We start from the raw sequence: 16,686 nt of genomic DNA, 5'->3' as shown, positions 1-16,686 counted from the left end.
AATGGTGAACAGATTGATCCTATTTTTGGTTTTAAGTACCGCAGGAACCCTTTTTGCCCAGATCCCTCCTGAAAATATTATAGATTCCACGCAGGTGGAGTATTATTTCATGGATAATGACAGCACGCTTACAGACGCAATCCCACTGGCCGAAGTCTTTATTTTTAACAGACTGAAATTCAAGAATCAGCTGGATAGGCGCAAGTATTTGATCCTTCGCAGAAAAACCCGAAAAGTGTATCCCTACGCAAAGCTCGCCGCAGATCGTTTTCTGGAGCTCAACGAGCGGCTTGACAGTATGTCAAGCAACAGCCAGCGCCGCAAATATACGCGTATCATACAGCGTTACGTTCAGGATGAATTCGGGGAACAGCTTAAAAAACTAAGTCGAACCGAAGGGCAGATTCTGGTAAAACTCATTCACCGGCAGACCGGTATAACCACTTTTGACCTGGTCAAAGAATACCGAAGTGGCTGGAAGGCGTTCTGGCTCAATACCACCGCCAGTCTTTTTGACATTAGCATGAAACAGGAGTTTGATCCCATAAACGTGGAAGAAGATTATCTGATTGAAGACATCCTGCAGCGCTCTTTTCAGGCAGGAATACTGGAACGGCAGGAGCCCGCGGGGAAATACAATTTCCTCGAACTTATGAGCAAATGGGACGCCGCAAAATCTACTGTAGGGGTCAAAAAGTGACCAATTTTAACCGAAAATTTGATCAAAAACAACCTTTATTTTGAGAAATTTCTTGAATTCGAAATGGCTTATGGTAGTGCTTGCCGTGATTACGATCATTGGTCTGGTAACAGGTAAATTTCTTTTTTTGTTCCTTGCCATCCCTTTAGGTTTTAATTTCTTCGGAAAGAAGAAAGACGAGGAGTAGGACGCTCAGAAAATTCAGTTTTTTCTCCTTTCTATTTCGCTTTTACCTGTAAAGAGGATGGAAAAACCTGATGGTCTAATTTAAAAAAATCCCTATCTTTACGGTCGTAGAACGACGACAGCAACCCTACTTATGAGTCAGAAAGTATTGCTTAGCGCAAAAGAAATCCACATTATCCTCAATAGACTCGCCTGTCAACTTATTGAAAACCACACCGATTTTAAAAATACAGCCCTTATAGGACTGCAGCCGCGTGGCATTTTTCTGGCAGAGCGCATTAAAAAACTGCTGGAGGAAAGTTATGAGGTGCCAGAAATCAAGTTGGGCTATCTGGATATTACTTTTTTCAGGGACGATTTTCGTCGTGGTGAGAAAACATTGGGAGCCAATTCAACGAAGATAGATTTCATCGTTGAAGACAAGAAAGTCGTTTTTATAGATGACGTACTCTATACGGGTCGCAGCATCAACGCGGCCTTAACCGCAATACAAAGTTTTGGTAGGCCCAGTGAAGTAGAATTATTGACACTAATAGACCGTAGGTTCAGTCGGCATTTGCCTATTCAGCCCAATTATAGAGGGAGGCAGGTAGATGCGATCCCAGGGGAAAAAGTAAAAGTAAGCTGGACGGATAATGGCGGGGAAGATGTTGTATATCTGGTAAAGAATGAAGATTAAGAAGTAGTTTTTAGGGGTTCAAATTAGTTTCACTAGAGAGTTCAAATACAGTTTTTTTGATTGAAAACTGAAAATAGACTGAAATGGCAGTTTTAGGCCATAAAACAGGAATATAAACAGAGCAATGAGCGAATTAAGTGTAAACCACTTATTGGGTATAAAGTATATAACAAAGGCAGATATTGATCTGATCTTTGAGACGGCAGATCATTTTAAAGAAGTCATCAACAGACCTATTAAAAAGGTACCGTCGCTTCGGGATATCACCATCGCCAATCTTTTTTTTGAGAACAGTACGCGTACCAAGCTTTCCTTTGAACTCGCCGAAAAACGGCTTAGTGCAGATGTGATCAATTTCTCAGCTGCGGCATCTTCTGTAAAAAAAGGGGAAACGCTTATAGATACCGTAAACAACATCCTGGCCATGAAAGTGGATATGGTGGTCATGCGCCATCCCAATCCCGGGGCCGGGGTTTTCCTTTCAAAAAATATCAAAGCAAGTATTATCAATGCCGGTGATGGGGCACACGAGCATCCCACGCAGGCATTGCTGGATTGTTATTCCATACGGAGGCAACTGGGCGATGTGGGCGGAAAAAAAGTACTTATCGTGGGTGACATTTTGCATAGTAGGGTAGCGCTTTCCAATATTTTTGCGCTACGTATGCTTGGCGCGGAAGTTAAAGTGTGCGGACCCAAAACGTTGATGCCACGATATATTGAATCGCTGGGTGTAACTGTAGAACTCAACCTGCAAAAAGCGCTGCAATGGTGCGACGTCGCCAATATGCTTCGTGTGCAGAACGAGCGAATGGATATCAGTTATTTTCCGTCAACACGGGAATACACACAGCAATATGGCCTTAATAAAGAAATACTGGATAATCTTGACAAGAAAATAGTCATCATGCACCCGGGACCCATAAACAGAGGGGTTGAAATTACCAGTGATGTGGCAGATTCTGAACAGGCCATCATTTTAAATCAAGTAGAAAACGGAGTCGCGGTCAGAATGGCTGTTATATATTTACTGGCTTCAAAGATTAAACACAATGCAAGTAGATAAAAGAGAGAATTTTACCATACTGGGAGATGATGAAGATGATTTGAAGCAGTTTGCTTCTTTTCTGGAGTTCATTGTACCTAAAGCCTACAAAAAAGATAATCTGGTCATTGATCTTCTAAAATATGAGACGATGACCCTTGAAGAGTTGCTTTCCTTTTTGATTCTATCAAATAAACAACGGGCGGCAAAAAAGTCATTTGTACTTGTAAATAAAGCCGTGGGTATTGAGCATGTTCCTGAAGAAATTATGGTGGTACCTACTTTAGAAGAAGCAAAAGATGTTATAGACCTTGAAGAAATTCAACGAGATCTCGGTTTTTGAGCCAAAAATCACTCATTTTGAACCTATTTTTAGGCAATTTTAGACTAAATTCAACAAATGATCCCGATTAAATATATACGATGAAGCTCACAATATTGGGCTGTTACGCCGCCACACCACGTTCTTTTACAAATCCTACATCACAGGTGCTCGAAATGAGAAATGAACTTTTTCTCATAGACTGCGGCGAGGGTACACAGGTAGAATTGCGGCGCAATAAAATCAAATTTTCTAAAATAAAACATGTGTTTATTTCCCATTTGCACGGGGATCACTTTTTTGGTCTGGTGGGACTTATAGCAACTTTTAGATTGCTCAACAGGCAGAATGAACTTCATGTTTACGGTCCTAAAGGTATCAAGGAAGCCATTACTTTACAATTGAAACTTTCCAACAGCTGGACCAATTATCCGCTTTATTTTCACGAACTGGAGGAAAAAGTACCCGTACGTATTTATGAAGACGATAAATTAACCGTGGATACTATTCCCTTAAAGCATCGTATTTACGCAAATGGATTTTTATTTCGGGAAAAACCCAAAGAACGCAAGCTGAACATAAATGCCGTGCAAAAATTGGGAATTGATCTGGCGTATTACAAAATGATTAAGGCCGGTAAAGATGTAACGCTGGAAGATGGGAGGGTAGTGCCGAATGAAGAACTCACCTTTGACCCAGATCCTACCATGAGTTATGCGTTTTGCAGTGACACCATTTACAAACCCGATAATATACCGCAATTAAAAGGGGTCACCGTGCTTTACCACGAGGCGACCTTTATTGAAAAACATGCTGAACTTGCTGGTCCTACAGGACATTCTACCGCTAAACAAGCAGGACAAATGGCGCTTGAAGCAGGGGTAAAAACGCTTATTTTAGGCCATTATTCCACTAGATATCCCGATTTAAATCTTTTTGGCGATGAAGCCAAAGAAATCTTTGACAATGTTGAGCTGGCCGATGACGGCAAAGTGTTCAACTTTGAAATGGATTAAGAGCTTCTTTTTTAATATTCCCCGAAATACGATTAGATACTCAAATCTTTTTTATACGTGCGTCTGCGTTTGTGCAGTTCGTGATCGTAGTTTTTCCACAATTGCTGAATGGCCTTGTTTTCTTCCAGTTCTGGATTGGTTTCCACTTCAAGAATGCCATTTTTGTTGAAAAGATCCTGCATTTCTTTAAAAATGAGGGCGGTAAGTCCTTTATTCTGATATTCAGGATCAATCCCTATGAGGTAAAAAGCTGCCTTGTCATTTTTAGTGCGTGCTTTTAACAAATGATAAAATCCGAAAGGAAAAAGACTGCCATTGGCTTTTTTCAGCGCTTCGTTAAAAGATGGCATAATTACCGAAAAAGCAATGAGTTTACCATCTGCGTCCTCGATACACTTAATATAGTTGGGATTGATGAACTTTATGTATTTCTCTTTGTAATGATCAATTTGATACTGTTGGATGGGAACAAAAGTGCTCAGATTGTTATAGGTTTTGTTCAACAGGCCAAACATGTCATCCACAAAAGGGATAATATCCTTACTTTTTGAAAAATGTATAACGCTGAGTTTATAGCGTTCTTTAATGATCTGCGCGAATTTTTCGACCTTCTGTCGGGATTCTGAAGCGGGTGGAATCTTAATTTTAAATTCGACCCATTCTGATGCTTTTTCAAAGCCAAGCTTTTCAAAATGCTCCTGATAATAGGGATAGTTGTATGAAGTAATCATGGTGTTGAGATATTCAAATCCCTGAATGAGCATACCGGCACGCTCCATATTACTAAAACCTACAGGACCTTCCATCCATTCCAGGTTTTCAGACTTACCTATTTCTTCCACTTTTTTTAGTAGTGCTTTAGTAACTTCAATATCATCCACAACATCAAACCACCCAAAACGGACTTTCGGCTTTTGCTGATCATTGACTTCAATATCGTTGATAATGACAGCGATTCTACCAACTTCTTTGTTATCTTGATACGCAAGAAAAAACCATGCCCGGGCATTCCTAAATACAGGGTTCTTTTCCCTATCCATGCTTTCAAGCTCATCATTAGTAAGCGGTGGCACCCAGTGCTCCTCATTTTCATATAGCCTAAAGGGAAACTTTACAAAAGCTTTCATGTCCCTTTTAGACGTCATCTCTTTAATGGTAATCATGATCTTAATTCGCTTACTTAAAAAATTATTTATTCAACGGGTATTTGCTCATCAACCAGATGTTTATCCAGACGGTAAGAAATACCTAATCCCACTTGCAAACGTTGCGGGGTGTCTTTAAAATTGACCAGCGCGTTGACATCTATCTGCAAATCCTTGGTCAATAAATAAGCACCACCAAAACGAAAAAGGTCATCTGCATAAATATCGCTGTTCAACATTTGATATTCCGCGAATGCGGCAATACGTTCATTGAAGGAGTGTGTCAACGTTGTGATCCAGGCATAAGTGGGATAATCAGTTAAAAACTGATCTGCAATAAAGTTATTGACCCATACAAATGGGCCCCAGTTGTGTTGTGTTATAACAATCGCTTTTGGGGTAAGCCCGGTTTGAGAGCTCGGTACAAAAGGATTGTCACTTCCGTAAATATAGTTGGCACCTCCATAAAGGGAAACAGCGGGTATCAAAGATCTCCACTTAAACCTGTTATTGGCATGATAACTATATAAATTTACCTCGTCCTTCGCGTTTTTATAAGGATCGTAAACCAGATATTTTATACCTCCCGTAAGAATTGGAAATCCGCTCTGGTCATAAGTCGCGGCGTTACCAGCGGTAGGTGTGATCTCTTCATAGAGGTACGTTCCACTAATATTGACTTCAAACTGCTCTCTCCAGAACCCACCCCTTAGTGCAAAATCAACGCCCATACCCGTGGTTTCGGTAAACCGAAGACTATGCGATTCATCATTGTAAAAACCACCCAGTTCTGCCTGATAAACACCGGTACCTACAGAAAACGCACCCTGACTTTGTCCCGGTCGGTTAGAATTTATGGTCTCGGTATATTGCGCCGAAAGTAAATGAACGCTGAGCAGCGCCGTAATTACTGGCAAAAAGGATTTAAAAAACATGAAAATTTATGGTTTAAAAATGTTCCAACTGGGCATCAGACAAACATACTGTAAAAATAAAACATAGCCTAAATATATCCTTGTGGCATCGCGTGCCTGGGCATAAAAAGCATTTTATTATTTTTTTAGGCTATAACCAGTCCCTATATATTAATTTTACCGCTCTAAACGTGTGTTTTTAATGATGGATTTTATCAAGACTATTTTAATCGTACTGCTTGTCTTTTTTGCGGTACGTATTATATGGAGATTTTCAAAACCCTATTTATTTAAATATCTGACCAGAAAGGCCGGTGAAAAATTTCAGGATATGGCTGGTAAGTTTAGTGGTCAGGCCAGACCCAAACAGCCTGAAGGCACTACCACGATTTTAAATAAATCCCAAAACGAGCACAAGGTCAAGAAAAACGTGGGTGAATATATCGATTACGAAGAAATTGACTAATTTTCGGGTTTTGTTTTTATACCGAAATTTATGACCTTCTCCTTCAAGAAACTGCTTCCTCACCTGGGTGCGGCTGTCTTCTTTATCATAGTCTCTTTACTGTATTTTAGCCCGCTGCTTCAGGGTAAAAGACTTTTTCAGAGCGACATTCAGCAATATCGCGGGATGGCGCATGAGTTGATGGACTATCGTGCCGAAGCTGGTGAAGAAACGTACTGGACAGATTCAGCTTTTGGCGGAATGCCTACCTATCAACTGGGCGCCAAATATCCTAACAACTGGATAAAACAGCTTGATCTTGGCATTCGGTTTTTACCACGACCAGCCGATTATCTTTTTCTTTATTTTATTGGTTTTTACTGCCTGCTGCTCGTGCTAAAACTTGACTGGCGCTATGCTGCGCTGGGTGCATTGGCTTTTGGTTTTTCAACATATCTTATCGTAATACTTGGTGTGGGCCACAATGCAAAAGCACATGCAATTGCCTATTTTCCACTTGTTTTGAGCGGAATTCTACTTGTTTTCCGAAGAAAATATATCCTGGGATTTATCGTAACGGCAATCGCACTTGCACTGGAGATCGTTACGAACCACGTGCAAATGACCTATTATTTGCTCCTGCTTACCGTTGTACTGGGTATTTCCTATTTTATTGATGCCGTTAGGCGGAAAGAATTGCCTCATTATTTTAAAAGCCTTGCTATCCTCGCAGTGGCCGCGCTACTTGCTGTAGGAAGCAACGCTACAAACTTGATGGCGACTAAAGAATACAGCGATTTTAGTACCCGTGGGAAAAGCGAACTTACCATAAACCCGGACGGTTCAGCAAAAGAAGATGCCACAGGGCTTGACAAGGAATATATCAATCAATACAGTTATGGCATTAGTGAGACGTTAAACCTGTTTGTTGCGGGTATTTTTGGTGGTTCTAATAATGAGCCTTTTGACAAGGATAGTAACTTTGCCCAGCTTTTGAGACAGCAGCAAGTTCCGCCAGGGCAAATTGAACAGATCGCGGGACAATTTGGTTTATATTACTGGGGCGCACAGCCCATAGTTTCTGGCCCGGCATATGTGGGGGCGGTAGTCATTTTTCTGTTCGTTTTAGGCCTTTTTCTGGTAAAAGGACGCTTAAAATGGTGGCTGGCAGGGGGAACTGTACTTTCCCTGTTATTGAGTTACGGCAAAAACCTTTCCTGGTTTACTGATTTGTGGATTGATTATGTTCCACTTTACGATCGTTTTAGGGCGGTAAGTTCCATACAGGTAATCGCGGAACTCTGCATCCCGGCTCTGGGAATAGTTGCCCTGATGAAAGCGCTACAACATTTTGACAAGGATTCCGAAAAGCTAAATGCCCTAAAATGGGCTACTGGTATTACCGGTGGCCTTGCCGCAGTCCTACTTCTGCTCAAAGGGGTGTTCTTTGATTTTGCCGGTGGCAACGATGCGTACTTAATAGAGAATTTTGGGATGGAATTCATAACTGCCATTCGTGACGATCGCCGGGCAATTTATACCCAGGACGCACTAAAAAGCTTGATTTTAGTCCTGATTTCGGCCGGTTTGATCTGGTTTTTTATTAAGAAAAAGCTATCGGAAACTGCTGTGATTGCCGCTTTTGCAGTACTTATCCTTTTTGACCTGGTACAGGTTGACAAACGCTATGTAAACAGCGACGACTTTGTGGCCGCCAGGGTAGTGGAGCAACCTTTTCAGGCAACTCCGGCAGACACACAGATTTTACGTGATACCACACGATACCGCGTTTACGAGGAAAGTATAGGGTTGAATGGCGCGCGAACCAGTTATTTTCACAACAGCATAGGAGGCTATCACGGTGCAAAGCCGGGCAGGCTGGCAGATCTGGCCGACTTCTATTTATATCAGGGAAAAATAACGCCTTTCAATTTGCTTAATGTAAAATATATCATCAGTCAACGGGAAGGGAAGGAGATCGTTCAGGAAAATCCGGCAGCGAATGGAAATGCCTGGTTTGTGCAAAACGTCAAAATTGTTCCAGATGCAAACGCGGCAATACTGGCTCTAGATAGCCTCAATACAAAACAGACCGCAATCGTAAATGCCGAATTTGAAAAGGAGTTAACCACGAAGGTATTTCCAGTGGATCCCTCTGCAAGTATTACCCTTACAGAACATAACCCACAATATTTAAAATATAATAGTACAAGCAGCCGTGAGCAACTTGCAATTTTTAGCGAAGCCTACTACCCATGGGGCTGGAATGCTTATATAGATGGTAAGGAAGCCACTCATTTTAGGGCAGATTATTTGCTGAGGGCGATGATGGTGCCCGCAGGTAAACACACCATTGAATTCAAGTTTGAACCTAAGGTCATTGCAACGGGTAGCGCTATAATCCTAACCAGCAATATCATTCTCGTACTTATAATTCTGGGCGGACTTTTTTATGCTTTTAAGCAAAAAAGAGATAATGAAAACAAAGAAAAAATCGAAGATTAGATTGGATTAGATCCTACAATGAAGTTTAAATTTTTTAACTACGGAATTTATAGTTAATACAATCCAAATTATGCTGAAAATGGATTATTTTTTCTTCTTTTTGTGCCGAAAATAACCTCGAATTGCCAATTTTCTGGCAGTAAAAGTATAAAATCCCCCTTGAAAAAAGTACTTATCATATCTTATTACTGGCCTCCGGCTGGCGGCCCGGGCGTTCAGCGCTGGTTAAAATTTGCCACGTATTTACCAGATTTTGGTATAAAACCAGTGGTTTATATTCCTGAAAATCCTACGTACCCCATTCTGGATGAAAGCCTTCTTGCCGATGTCCCGGAGAAGCTGGAAATCCTGAAAAATTCAATTATTGAGCCTTATACCTGGGCAAATATCATCTCAAAAAAAAATACGGAAACCATAAGTTCGGGCATTATTTCCGAAGAAAAGCGGCAGACCCTGGTTCAAAAATTCATGCTCTACATCCGCGGAAATTTTTTCGTTCCCGACGCGCGTAAATTTTGGATCAAACCTTCCGTGGATTTTCTTGAAACGTATCTTTCAGAAAATAAAGTTGATGCGATCATCACCACGGGACCGCCGCACAGCCTGCACCTCATAGGCCTGGAACTCAAACAAAAAACCGGTTTAACGTGGATAGCAGATTTCCGCGATCCCTGGACTACTATAGGATATCACGACAAACTGAAACTTACCAAAGCGGTCCAACTGGAGCATAAACAGTTGGAAAAAAGGGTGCTGGAAAATTGCGATCAGGTAATAACCACAAGCCCCACAACAAAAAAAGACTTTGAACAGATCGCAGATACACCCGTTACGTGCATTACCAATGGTTATGATCAGGAAGGCGATCTCGATATTGATCACGATCGTGCATTTAGCCTCGCACATATAGGTTCATTACTTGAAAAAAGAAATCCGCTGTTGCTCTGGAAAGTGCTGGGAGATTTAAAGAAAGCCAATATGAACTTTGGCAACGTGTTAAAGATCAAGTTGGCCGGCAGTGTAAGCGAGGACGTCGTGAGAAGCATCAGGGACCATCATTTAGGGGAAAACCTTGAAATATTGGGTTACGTAGGTCACAAAGATGCTTTGAAACTTCAGCGGGAATCACAGATTTTACTGCTCATTGAAGTAGATTCCGAAGAAACAAAAGCTATTATCCCCGGGAAGGTTTTTGAATATCTTGCCGCCAGGAGACCCATACTTGCCATAGGACCAGAAAATGCCGATTTCTTTGAAATTATAAAGGAGACGTCATCTGGTGAATGTTTTAACTATAATGATGAAGAGGCGTTGAAAAGCCAGATTTTAAAGTGGTATCAGATCTATAATAAAACGGGTCTCCTTGATAATGACACGGATATTTCTGCATATTCACGTAAAAACCTGACGGGACAGCTTGCGCATTTAATTGATAAAGTACTTGAGGCATAACTTTAATTTATGCAAGTTTGTGCTTTGGCAAATAGTGCAAAACTTCTAAGTAGTGAACCGTGGGCGTAGTTGCTGTACAATCATTTAAAAATTTGATCACCACGTATGTAGGTTTTGCGATTGGTGCAGTGAATACGCTTTTTTTATACGTCAACTTTTTTAGTCAGGAATATTATGGGTTGGTAGGTTTTTTATTGAGTACAGCTACCATCCTAATGCCCATTATGGCCTTTGGGACGCAAAATACCCTTGTAAAATTTTATTCAAAATTCGATAGAAAAGAGCAGGATTCCTTCCTCTTTTTAATGCTTTTATTGCCTTTTATACCTATTCTACCGGCAATTCTTGCCACTATCGCGGGATATTCTTTAATCGTTGAATTTCTTACTTCGGAAAATCCCATCGTAGCGCCTTACATTCCGCTTATGTTCATTATAGCGCTGGTTATGGCCTATTTTGAGATATTTTATTCCTGGGCAAAAGTACAATTACAAAGTGTATTTGGTAATTTTATGAATGAGGTGTTTCACCGTCTGGGAGTAATGGCTCTACTGCTCCTGGTTGCCTTTGAAATTATTGATACGCATTTCTTCATGTACGGTCTGTGTGGCGTGTACACTTTGCGTATGCTGATTATGATGTTGTATGCGTTTAAACTGCGAAAACCTGTGTTCACCCGTCCGAAATTATCAGGAATTAGTCCCATAGTTAAGTACAGTGTATTGATTATAATTGCCGGTTCCATAGCGGTTATGATACTGGAAATTGATATGTTTATGATAGGGAAAATGGTGCCCATTGAAAATGTGGCCTATTATTCCGTGGCTATTTATATTGCCGCGGTTATTGCCGTACCAGCCCGAGCCATGCATCAAATTACCTATCCACTTACCGCCGCGCTGCTCAACAAAAGGGATTTTAAAGAACTGCGGGTTTTATATCAAAAGAGTTCGCTGACCCTTTTTGTAATTTCGGGATTGATTTTTGTTCTGATCGTTTGTAACATAAAGCAGCTCTACTTACTAATTGACCCGGCCTACGCTGATGGTCTTGCGGTAGTGTTGCTTATCTCTTCGGCAAAATTGCTCGATAACCTAATGGGCAATAACAATGCGATCATTTATAACAGTGATTACTACCGTCTCGTACTGCTCTTAGGGGTTGTTCTGGTTGCTATCGCGATCACCCTAAATTTATATTTTATTCCGCGCCTGGGTATTAATGGGGCGGCAATCGCAACATTTATTGCTTCGGTGGGATATGCGGCCGCCAAAATTGTATTGGTTTATAAGAAATTTAATCTACAACCTTTTTCCAATAGATCAATGTGGGTGGCCGTGATGCTTCTTTGCTTTGTGGTTGCTTTCTATTTTTGGGATTTTGATTTTTATCCTGTGATCAGTATCGCAATAAAATCTTTGCTTATCTCCACGGTCTATCTCCTGATCGTTTATTTTGCCAAACCTTCCGAAGAAATAGTGGGTTTTATAAATAGTATAGTCAAAAAGAAATCCCGTCCAGACTGATCTGTAACGGGATTTCCTAACTAACTAACCAACCAAAAAAACTTTTTTACTTACCTCCAGATCTAGATGAGGAAGATCTTGATGCTCTTGAACTTGTCGTCGATGCTGCTCTATTTGAACTTCTGGAATTTCCGCTGGAGCGTGCAACATTGGATGATCTGGCCTGCGTATTCGTTTTCGATGACGCCGTAGTTCTTCTTGTAGATATCGCGGGCGCACTTCGAGAAGTGGATTTTGAAATTCTATTGCTGTTTGAGGTGGAAGATGATCTGGCAGCTGTATTGTTTACCGTTCTGTTTCCATAGTTTGCATTTGACCTCGGTTGAGGCGCGGTCCTTGAGTTACGACTATCTTGTGCATTCCTGGAAACAGGGGCCACTCCTGAAGCAGCACTTCTTGAACTTCGATCCATACGAGAAGTAGGGGCAACCCTGGAAGTAGCGTTTCTAGAACCTCGGTTAACACGCGTGTTTGCAGGAGTACTTCTTTGGCTTATTGATCTGGAAGTTGCGACCCGCGCGTCGCGGTAAGAACCAGCCCTTGCATTATTGTGCGCAAGAACTCCCTCTGGTCGCCTAAAATCCCTGTAGGCATTTGCATAACCATCGTTAAAGCCATGAAGGTATTGATTTCTATGGTATGCATAAGAATAGCGTTGGGGAGCGTAAGACCTTCTATAAGGTGCGTTGTAAACCAGGCAACGATCTACGTAAGGTCTGTAGAAATAATCAGTATAGGCATAATACTGAATACGTCTGTTATAGGGGTTGATATAGCCGCGTGTATATGCAAACGCATTGCCCTGATAAAAAACCTGCAAATTACCTACACGTACAATATGATTGTTTACGTAATTGATTACGATATTGCCAGCCTGTGAAATACGGCCCCAGTTGTCATAATAAATAGGAACATCTGCAATCTGAATAACAGCACCGTAAGTATCATATTGAACAAAGGCATCATAGTTAAATCCTGTATTGTAACTAATATTCAACGCGCTGTTGTTCAGGTTTAGCTGTAAATTGTTTACCGCCTGAGGAACCACAAAGTCGAATTCGCCATCAGGGTAGACCGAAAATTCTATACCGCCTTCATTAAATAAATAACGCTGACCGTTGTATCGAGAATACGGGTTATCTGAATGGTTTACCGAAGCCATTGAGGCCTGCGATGTAAATGTAAAAACTGTAATAAAAAAGAAGAGTAGATTTTTCATAACGTCCATTTTAAATGAATAGCAATCCTTAGATCACTTCTCCTGTACGAAATCAATCTCCATGCCATAATTATAAGAAATTGAATATCAAATACTTAAATGGTTTAAAGCATTTAATTTAATGAGATTCCTAAATAGAAAATGAATAATTATTTGAATTTTGAGTGTAATACGTTCTGATTAGTAACAAATTAGCCCATCAATCGTCTTATAAGTAGCTATTAATCCACTCAATCACAACATATGATACGACATGAAGATAGAACACTACTTGTAGCAACGCACTTAAGTCAATTGCTGGATCTGGTTACCGGAATAGGGGGCTTTATCGTTCCACTTTTTCTATGGCTGACACAAAAAGAAAAAATTATAAACATGGATAGCCAGGGCAAAGAAATACTCAATTTTCAGGTAAGTCTTTTTATATATGGAATACTCTGTATACCGCTGATGTTACTTTTTGGTTTAGGTCTTTTGGGATTGATGGTAGTTGGTTTTTTAGGATTTATCTTTCCCATAATTAATGCTATAAAAGTTTCTAATGGAGAAATCCCTCATTACCCACTTAGTATTGTATTTTTTAAATAAGATTCAGAAATGTCAAATACTGATATTTACTGATAAAAAAAGCCCCGATAAAGTCAATTATCGGGGCTTTTCTATGTAAAATTAGATTGTTTTAGTGCTCATTGAGTCCAAAATCAGGATAAGCATCCATACCATGTTCATGTCTATCAAGACCTTCAAGTTCCTCTTTTTCAGAAACACGCAATCCTATGGTTGCTTTGAGTATACCAAGTATAATAAATGCGCATATGGAGCAAAAAGCACCTACAATACCCACGCCTGCCAATTGAACTAAAAACTGATCAAAACCTGCAAGACTACCGAATATTCCAACGGCCAGTGTACCCCAGATACCACAGATCAAATGCACGGCAACCGCACCAACGGGGTCGTCCAATTTTAGTTTATCAACTAAGGCAACGCCTCCTACGATAACAGCACCCGCAATGACTCCGATAAAAACGGCATCATTGGGAGACATTTGATCTGCACCGGCTGTAATACCTACGAGACCACCAAGAATACCATTAAGGAACATGGTAAGGTCATAATTCTTATAACATATTGTTGAAACAATAAAGCAGGAAACCCCACCGGCAGCTGCCGCTAAAGACGTGGTGACAAGCACAAGTGATGTTGTTGCAGGGTCTGCGGAAAGTACAGAACCACCGTTAAAACCGAACCAACCCAACCACAGGATAAGTACACCAGCTGCCGCAAACGGAATGTTATGACCCGGAATTGCCCTTGGTTTTCCATGCTCATTGAATTTGCCAATGCGCGCGCCTAACAAATATATAGCGATCAATGCGGCCCATCCACCTACGGAATGTACCAGGGTAGAACCAGCAAAGTCATAAAATCCTTCAGCAGTGCCATAAGACATGGTAGAGAGAAAACCGCCCCCCCATTGCCAGGAACCTGCTATAGGATAAACAATACCTACATAAATAATAGTAAAGATCATAAATGCACCTAATTTCACCCGTTCTGCAACAGCTCCTGATACGATTGTAGCTGCGGTTGCGGCAAACATTCCCTGAAAAAGGAAATCTGTCCACCAGGTATATCCTCCATCTGCATATTCTGGGGTCATGCCATTTTCAGGTGGTGCAATACCAAAACCTGCAAAATCCAGAATACCAGCAGAACCTTCTGCAAAACCGGGATACATTAGATTAAAACCACCTATGTAGTACATTAAAAGACCCACACAGATGATAAAAACATTTTTGAAAAGTATGTTGATTGTATTTTTCTCACGCGTAAGTCCTATTTCCAATAGGGAAAAACCCAGGTGCATAAAAAATACAAGACCTGTACAGATCATCATCCATACATTATTTGCTGTAAATAATCCTGCTTCCATATAATTGTTAATTTGTTGGTTAGTTATTTGAGTGTATCTCCGCCTTTATTTCCGGTACGGATACGGTATGCTTCATTAATATCAGATACGAATATTTTACCATCACCCACTTCACCGGTACGACCGGCAGAAAGGATGGCGTCTATTGTTTCTTTTTCAAAATCATCGTTGACGACTATGGAAAGATATCTGCGCTGTATATCGCTAGTACTGTAACTCACCCCACGATAAACACTACCTTCTTTCTCATTGCCCAGACCCGTTACATCCCAGTATGAGAAAAAGTTTACTCCTTTTTCATGTAATGCTTTTTTTACAGCGGTGAATTTGGATTTACGGATAATTGCTTCAATTTTTTTCATAATAAATATGTGTTTTTGTTAAAATTAAAACGAATATACGGCTGCAAGCACAAAAGACCCAAGACTTTTCTGTGATTCTAGATCCCGATCAAAAAAGGCATCTTCACTGGCCGTATCCATCCTTAGTTCAGGAATTAGGGTGAGCTCACCTATTTTTACATTTCCAGAAAGCGTAACCGCAAAGACATCGGCATCTCCTTCATCGTAAAATGTAGTGTTAGGGATTTGGTTAATTGCTCCATATTCTCCAAATTCACTAAAGTATTCTGGTCTCACCCCTAAACTAAAGGTATCGCTCAATGCCAACTGTGCATAAAGTGCGAAGCCGTAAAAGCCATAATCATTATAATCACCATCATTAGCATAAGAGGTTGTATTATAAGTAGTATTGAATCCCAGATAAAACGTATCAGTCAGGTCATAACCGGTGGTAAGGTCCACTTGAAATAGCGTTCCATTGTTTTCTCCTAAACCTTCATCTTCATAATTGCCATCCTGATCGCCTACAAGGACGTTTAGAAAAGTACTGCCTGAACCAGAGGTGTAGCCCAACTGACCTCCAAAACTATAACTGCCGTTAGGATTGAACTCGGTAAAATCTGTGGCATTCATTACCGCAAGCATCGCGCTCCAATTATCATCAATTGCAAAATCTGCTTTTATACCGGTATGTGAAAAAGGCCCGTAAGAAAACATATAGGAGGTAGAGTAGTTGAAGTTGGCCGTTGGTGAAATCACCTCATACCCTAAAAATGTGTTCCAGTTTCCGAAGGTAAGTGTGACGTTGTCTGAAACATTCCAATAGACATAAAGTTGGTTTACGATGGAAGAATTCCCTGTGGAATTGAAAACGGCATCCTCGCCACGTGGACCAAAAACGAGGTCTGCCACGGCGCCCACTTTTTCACCTTCATAGCTGAAAACCGTATTGGCCATACCCAGGGCAAAACCGGGGCGGTTTGCAAAAGAACTTCCCGGCGCCATATAGAGCCCTTCTCCATCTGGATCAGAGAATTTATTAATGGAGTTAATATTCGTTCGATAATAAGCGTCAACCGATCCTGAAAAACTGAGCTTCGAGAACCAGGATGGTACTTCATCTTCCTGCGCAAATAATACTGCGGAGCAAAACATGAAAAATAGTGAGGTAATTTTTCTCATATGTAAAATTTTAATTGGTTTAATAAAGAATTGCTAAACTAAACATTTAATTAATATACCCTTAAACTTCATG

The 16,686-nt window shown here is 40.7% G+C and carries 17 protein-coding genes; 11 read left to right on the top strand and 6 right to left on the bottom strand.

Annotated features, from left to right (window positions below; genetic code table 11):
- The first annotated feature begins 1 nt into the window (after position 1).
- From P162_RS16995 to P162_RS16975, 6 genes are all read left to right on the top strand, one after another.
- The gene (locus P162_RS16995) at positions 2 to 700 is read left to right on the top strand and encodes a DUF4294 domain-containing protein (protein WP_031429131.1); all 699 of its coding nucleotides are present in this window, start codon (positions 2 to 4) and stop codon (positions 698 to 700) included.
- 40 nt (positions 701 to 740) lie between these two features.
- Positions 741 to 887: a hypothetical protein gene (locus P162_RS17780; RefSeq protein WP_164076279.1), complete on the top strand. Its 147-nt coding sequence runs from the start codon at positions 741 to 743 to the stop codon at positions 885 to 887.
- A 132-nt stretch (positions 888 to 1,019) separates the two neighbouring features.
- A complete protein-coding gene (pyrR, locus tag P162_RS16990) occupies positions 1,020 to 1,565 on the top strand; it encodes a bifunctional pyr operon transcriptional regulator/uracil phosphoribosyltransferase PyrR (RefSeq protein ID WP_031429127.1) in 546 nt (181 codons plus the stop codon).
- 124 nt (positions 1,566 to 1,689) lie between these two features.
- On the top strand, positions 1,690 to 2,631 hold the full coding sequence (locus P162_RS16985) for an aspartate carbamoyltransferase catalytic subunit (RefSeq protein WP_031429125.1): 942 nt from the start codon (positions 1,690 to 1,692) through the stop codon (positions 2,629 to 2,631).
- Entirely contained in the window at positions 2,618 to 2,953 is a 336-nt protein-coding gene (locus P162_RS16980) for a hypothetical protein (RefSeq protein ID WP_031429124.1), read from the top strand. The genes P162_RS16985 and P162_RS16980 overlap by 14 nt, the downstream gene beginning before the upstream one ends.
- Before the next feature lie 80 nt (positions 2,954 to 3,033).
- Complete coding sequence (locus tag P162_RS16975; protein WP_031429123.1) at positions 3,034 to 3,948, top strand: ribonuclease Z; 915 nt, start codon at positions 3,034 to 3,036, stop codon at positions 3,946 to 3,948.
- Positions 3,949 to 3,980: 32 nt separating this feature from the next.
- On the opposite strand, the gene P162_RS16970 is transcribed toward P162_RS16975, so the two are convergent.
- Positions 3,981 to 5,111, bottom strand: a complete 1,131-nt coding sequence (locus P162_RS16970; RefSeq protein ID WP_031429122.1) for a GNAT family N-acetyltransferase — start codon at positions 5,109 to 5,111, stop codon at positions 3,981 to 3,983.
- Positions 5,112 to 5,140: 29 nt separating this feature from the next.
- Positions 5,141 to 6,028, bottom strand: a complete 888-nt coding sequence (locus P162_RS16965; RefSeq protein WP_051908140.1) for a transporter — start codon at positions 6,026 to 6,028, stop codon at positions 5,141 to 5,143.
- 181 nt (positions 6,029 to 6,209) lie between these two features.
- On the opposite strand from P162_RS16965, the gene P162_RS16960 reads away from it, so the two are divergent.
- The 4 genes from P162_RS16960 to P162_RS16945 all read left to right on the top strand — a co-directional run bounded on the left by P162_RS16960 (position 6,210) and on the right by P162_RS16945 (position 11,935).
- Positions 6,210 to 6,473 carry a DUF4834 family protein gene (locus P162_RS16960; RefSeq protein ID WP_031429119.1) on the top strand — a complete coding sequence of 88 codons (264 nt, stop codon included), beginning with the start codon at positions 6,210 to 6,212 and terminating at the stop codon, positions 6,471 to 6,473.
- 30 nt (positions 6,474 to 6,503) lie between these two features.
- The gene (locus P162_RS16955) at positions 6,504 to 8,957 is read left to right on the top strand and encodes a YfhO family protein (protein WP_031429118.1); all 2,454 of its coding nucleotides are present in this window, start codon (positions 6,504 to 6,506) and stop codon (positions 8,955 to 8,957) included.
- 159 nt (positions 8,958 to 9,116) lie between these two features.
- On the top strand, positions 9,117 to 10,409 hold the full coding sequence (locus tag P162_RS16950; protein WP_031429116.1) for a glycosyltransferase family 4 protein: 1,293 nt from the start codon (positions 9,117 to 9,119) through the stop codon (positions 10,407 to 10,409).
- A 92-nt stretch (positions 10,410 to 10,501) separates the two neighbouring features.
- On the top strand, positions 10,502 to 11,935 hold the full coding sequence (locus tag P162_RS16945; RefSeq protein WP_316931619.1) for an oligosaccharide flippase family protein: 1,434 nt from the start codon (positions 10,502 to 10,504) through the stop codon (positions 11,933 to 11,935).
- A 46-nt stretch (positions 11,936 to 11,981) separates the two neighbouring features.
- Here P162_RS16945 and P162_RS16940 read toward each other — a convergent pair whose 3' ends face one another.
- Positions 11,982 to 13,154: a hypothetical protein gene (locus P162_RS16940; protein WP_051908138.1), complete on the bottom strand. Its 1,173-nt coding sequence runs from the start codon at positions 13,152 to 13,154 to the stop codon at positions 11,982 to 11,984.
- Between the two features lie 243 nt (positions 13,155 to 13,397).
- Here P162_RS16940 and P162_RS16935 point away from each other — a divergent pair, with 243 nt between their 5' ends.
- On the top strand, positions 13,398 to 13,742 hold the full coding sequence (locus tag P162_RS16935; RefSeq protein WP_031429110.1) for a DUF4870 domain-containing protein: 345 nt from the start codon (positions 13,398 to 13,400) through the stop codon (positions 13,740 to 13,742).
- A 91-nt stretch (positions 13,743 to 13,833) separates the two neighbouring features.
- Here P162_RS16935 and P162_RS16930 read toward each other — a convergent pair whose 3' ends face one another.
- From P162_RS16930 to P162_RS16920, 3 genes are read right to left on the bottom strand one after another with little or no spacing between them, the layout of a single operon-like run.
- Positions 13,834 to 15,090, bottom strand: coding sequence for an ammonium transporter (locus P162_RS16930; protein ID WP_031429108.1), 1,257 nt, complete (start codon positions 15,088 to 15,090; stop codon positions 13,834 to 13,836).
- Between the two features lie 23 nt (positions 15,091 to 15,113).
- Complete coding sequence (locus P162_RS16925) at positions 15,114 to 15,452, bottom strand: P-II family nitrogen regulator (protein ID WP_031429106.1); 339 nt, start codon at positions 15,450 to 15,452, stop codon at positions 15,114 to 15,116.
- Positions 15,453 to 15,476: 24 nt separating this feature from the next.
- Positions 15,477 to 16,613, bottom strand: a complete 1,137-nt coding sequence (locus P162_RS16920) for a porin (RefSeq protein ID WP_031429105.1) — start codon at positions 16,611 to 16,613, stop codon at positions 15,477 to 15,479.
- Between the last annotated feature and the right edge of the window lie 73 nt (positions 16,614 to 16,686).

The sequence above is a fragment of the Flavimarina sp. Hel_I_48 genome (genome assembly GCF_000733945.1).
GTDB lineage: Bacteria > Bacteroidota > Bacteroidia > Flavobacteriales > Flavobacteriaceae > Leeuwenhoekiella.
The sequence above is the reverse complement of the archived record's forward strand: the minus strand, read 5'-3'. Positions and strand labels throughout refer to the sequence as shown.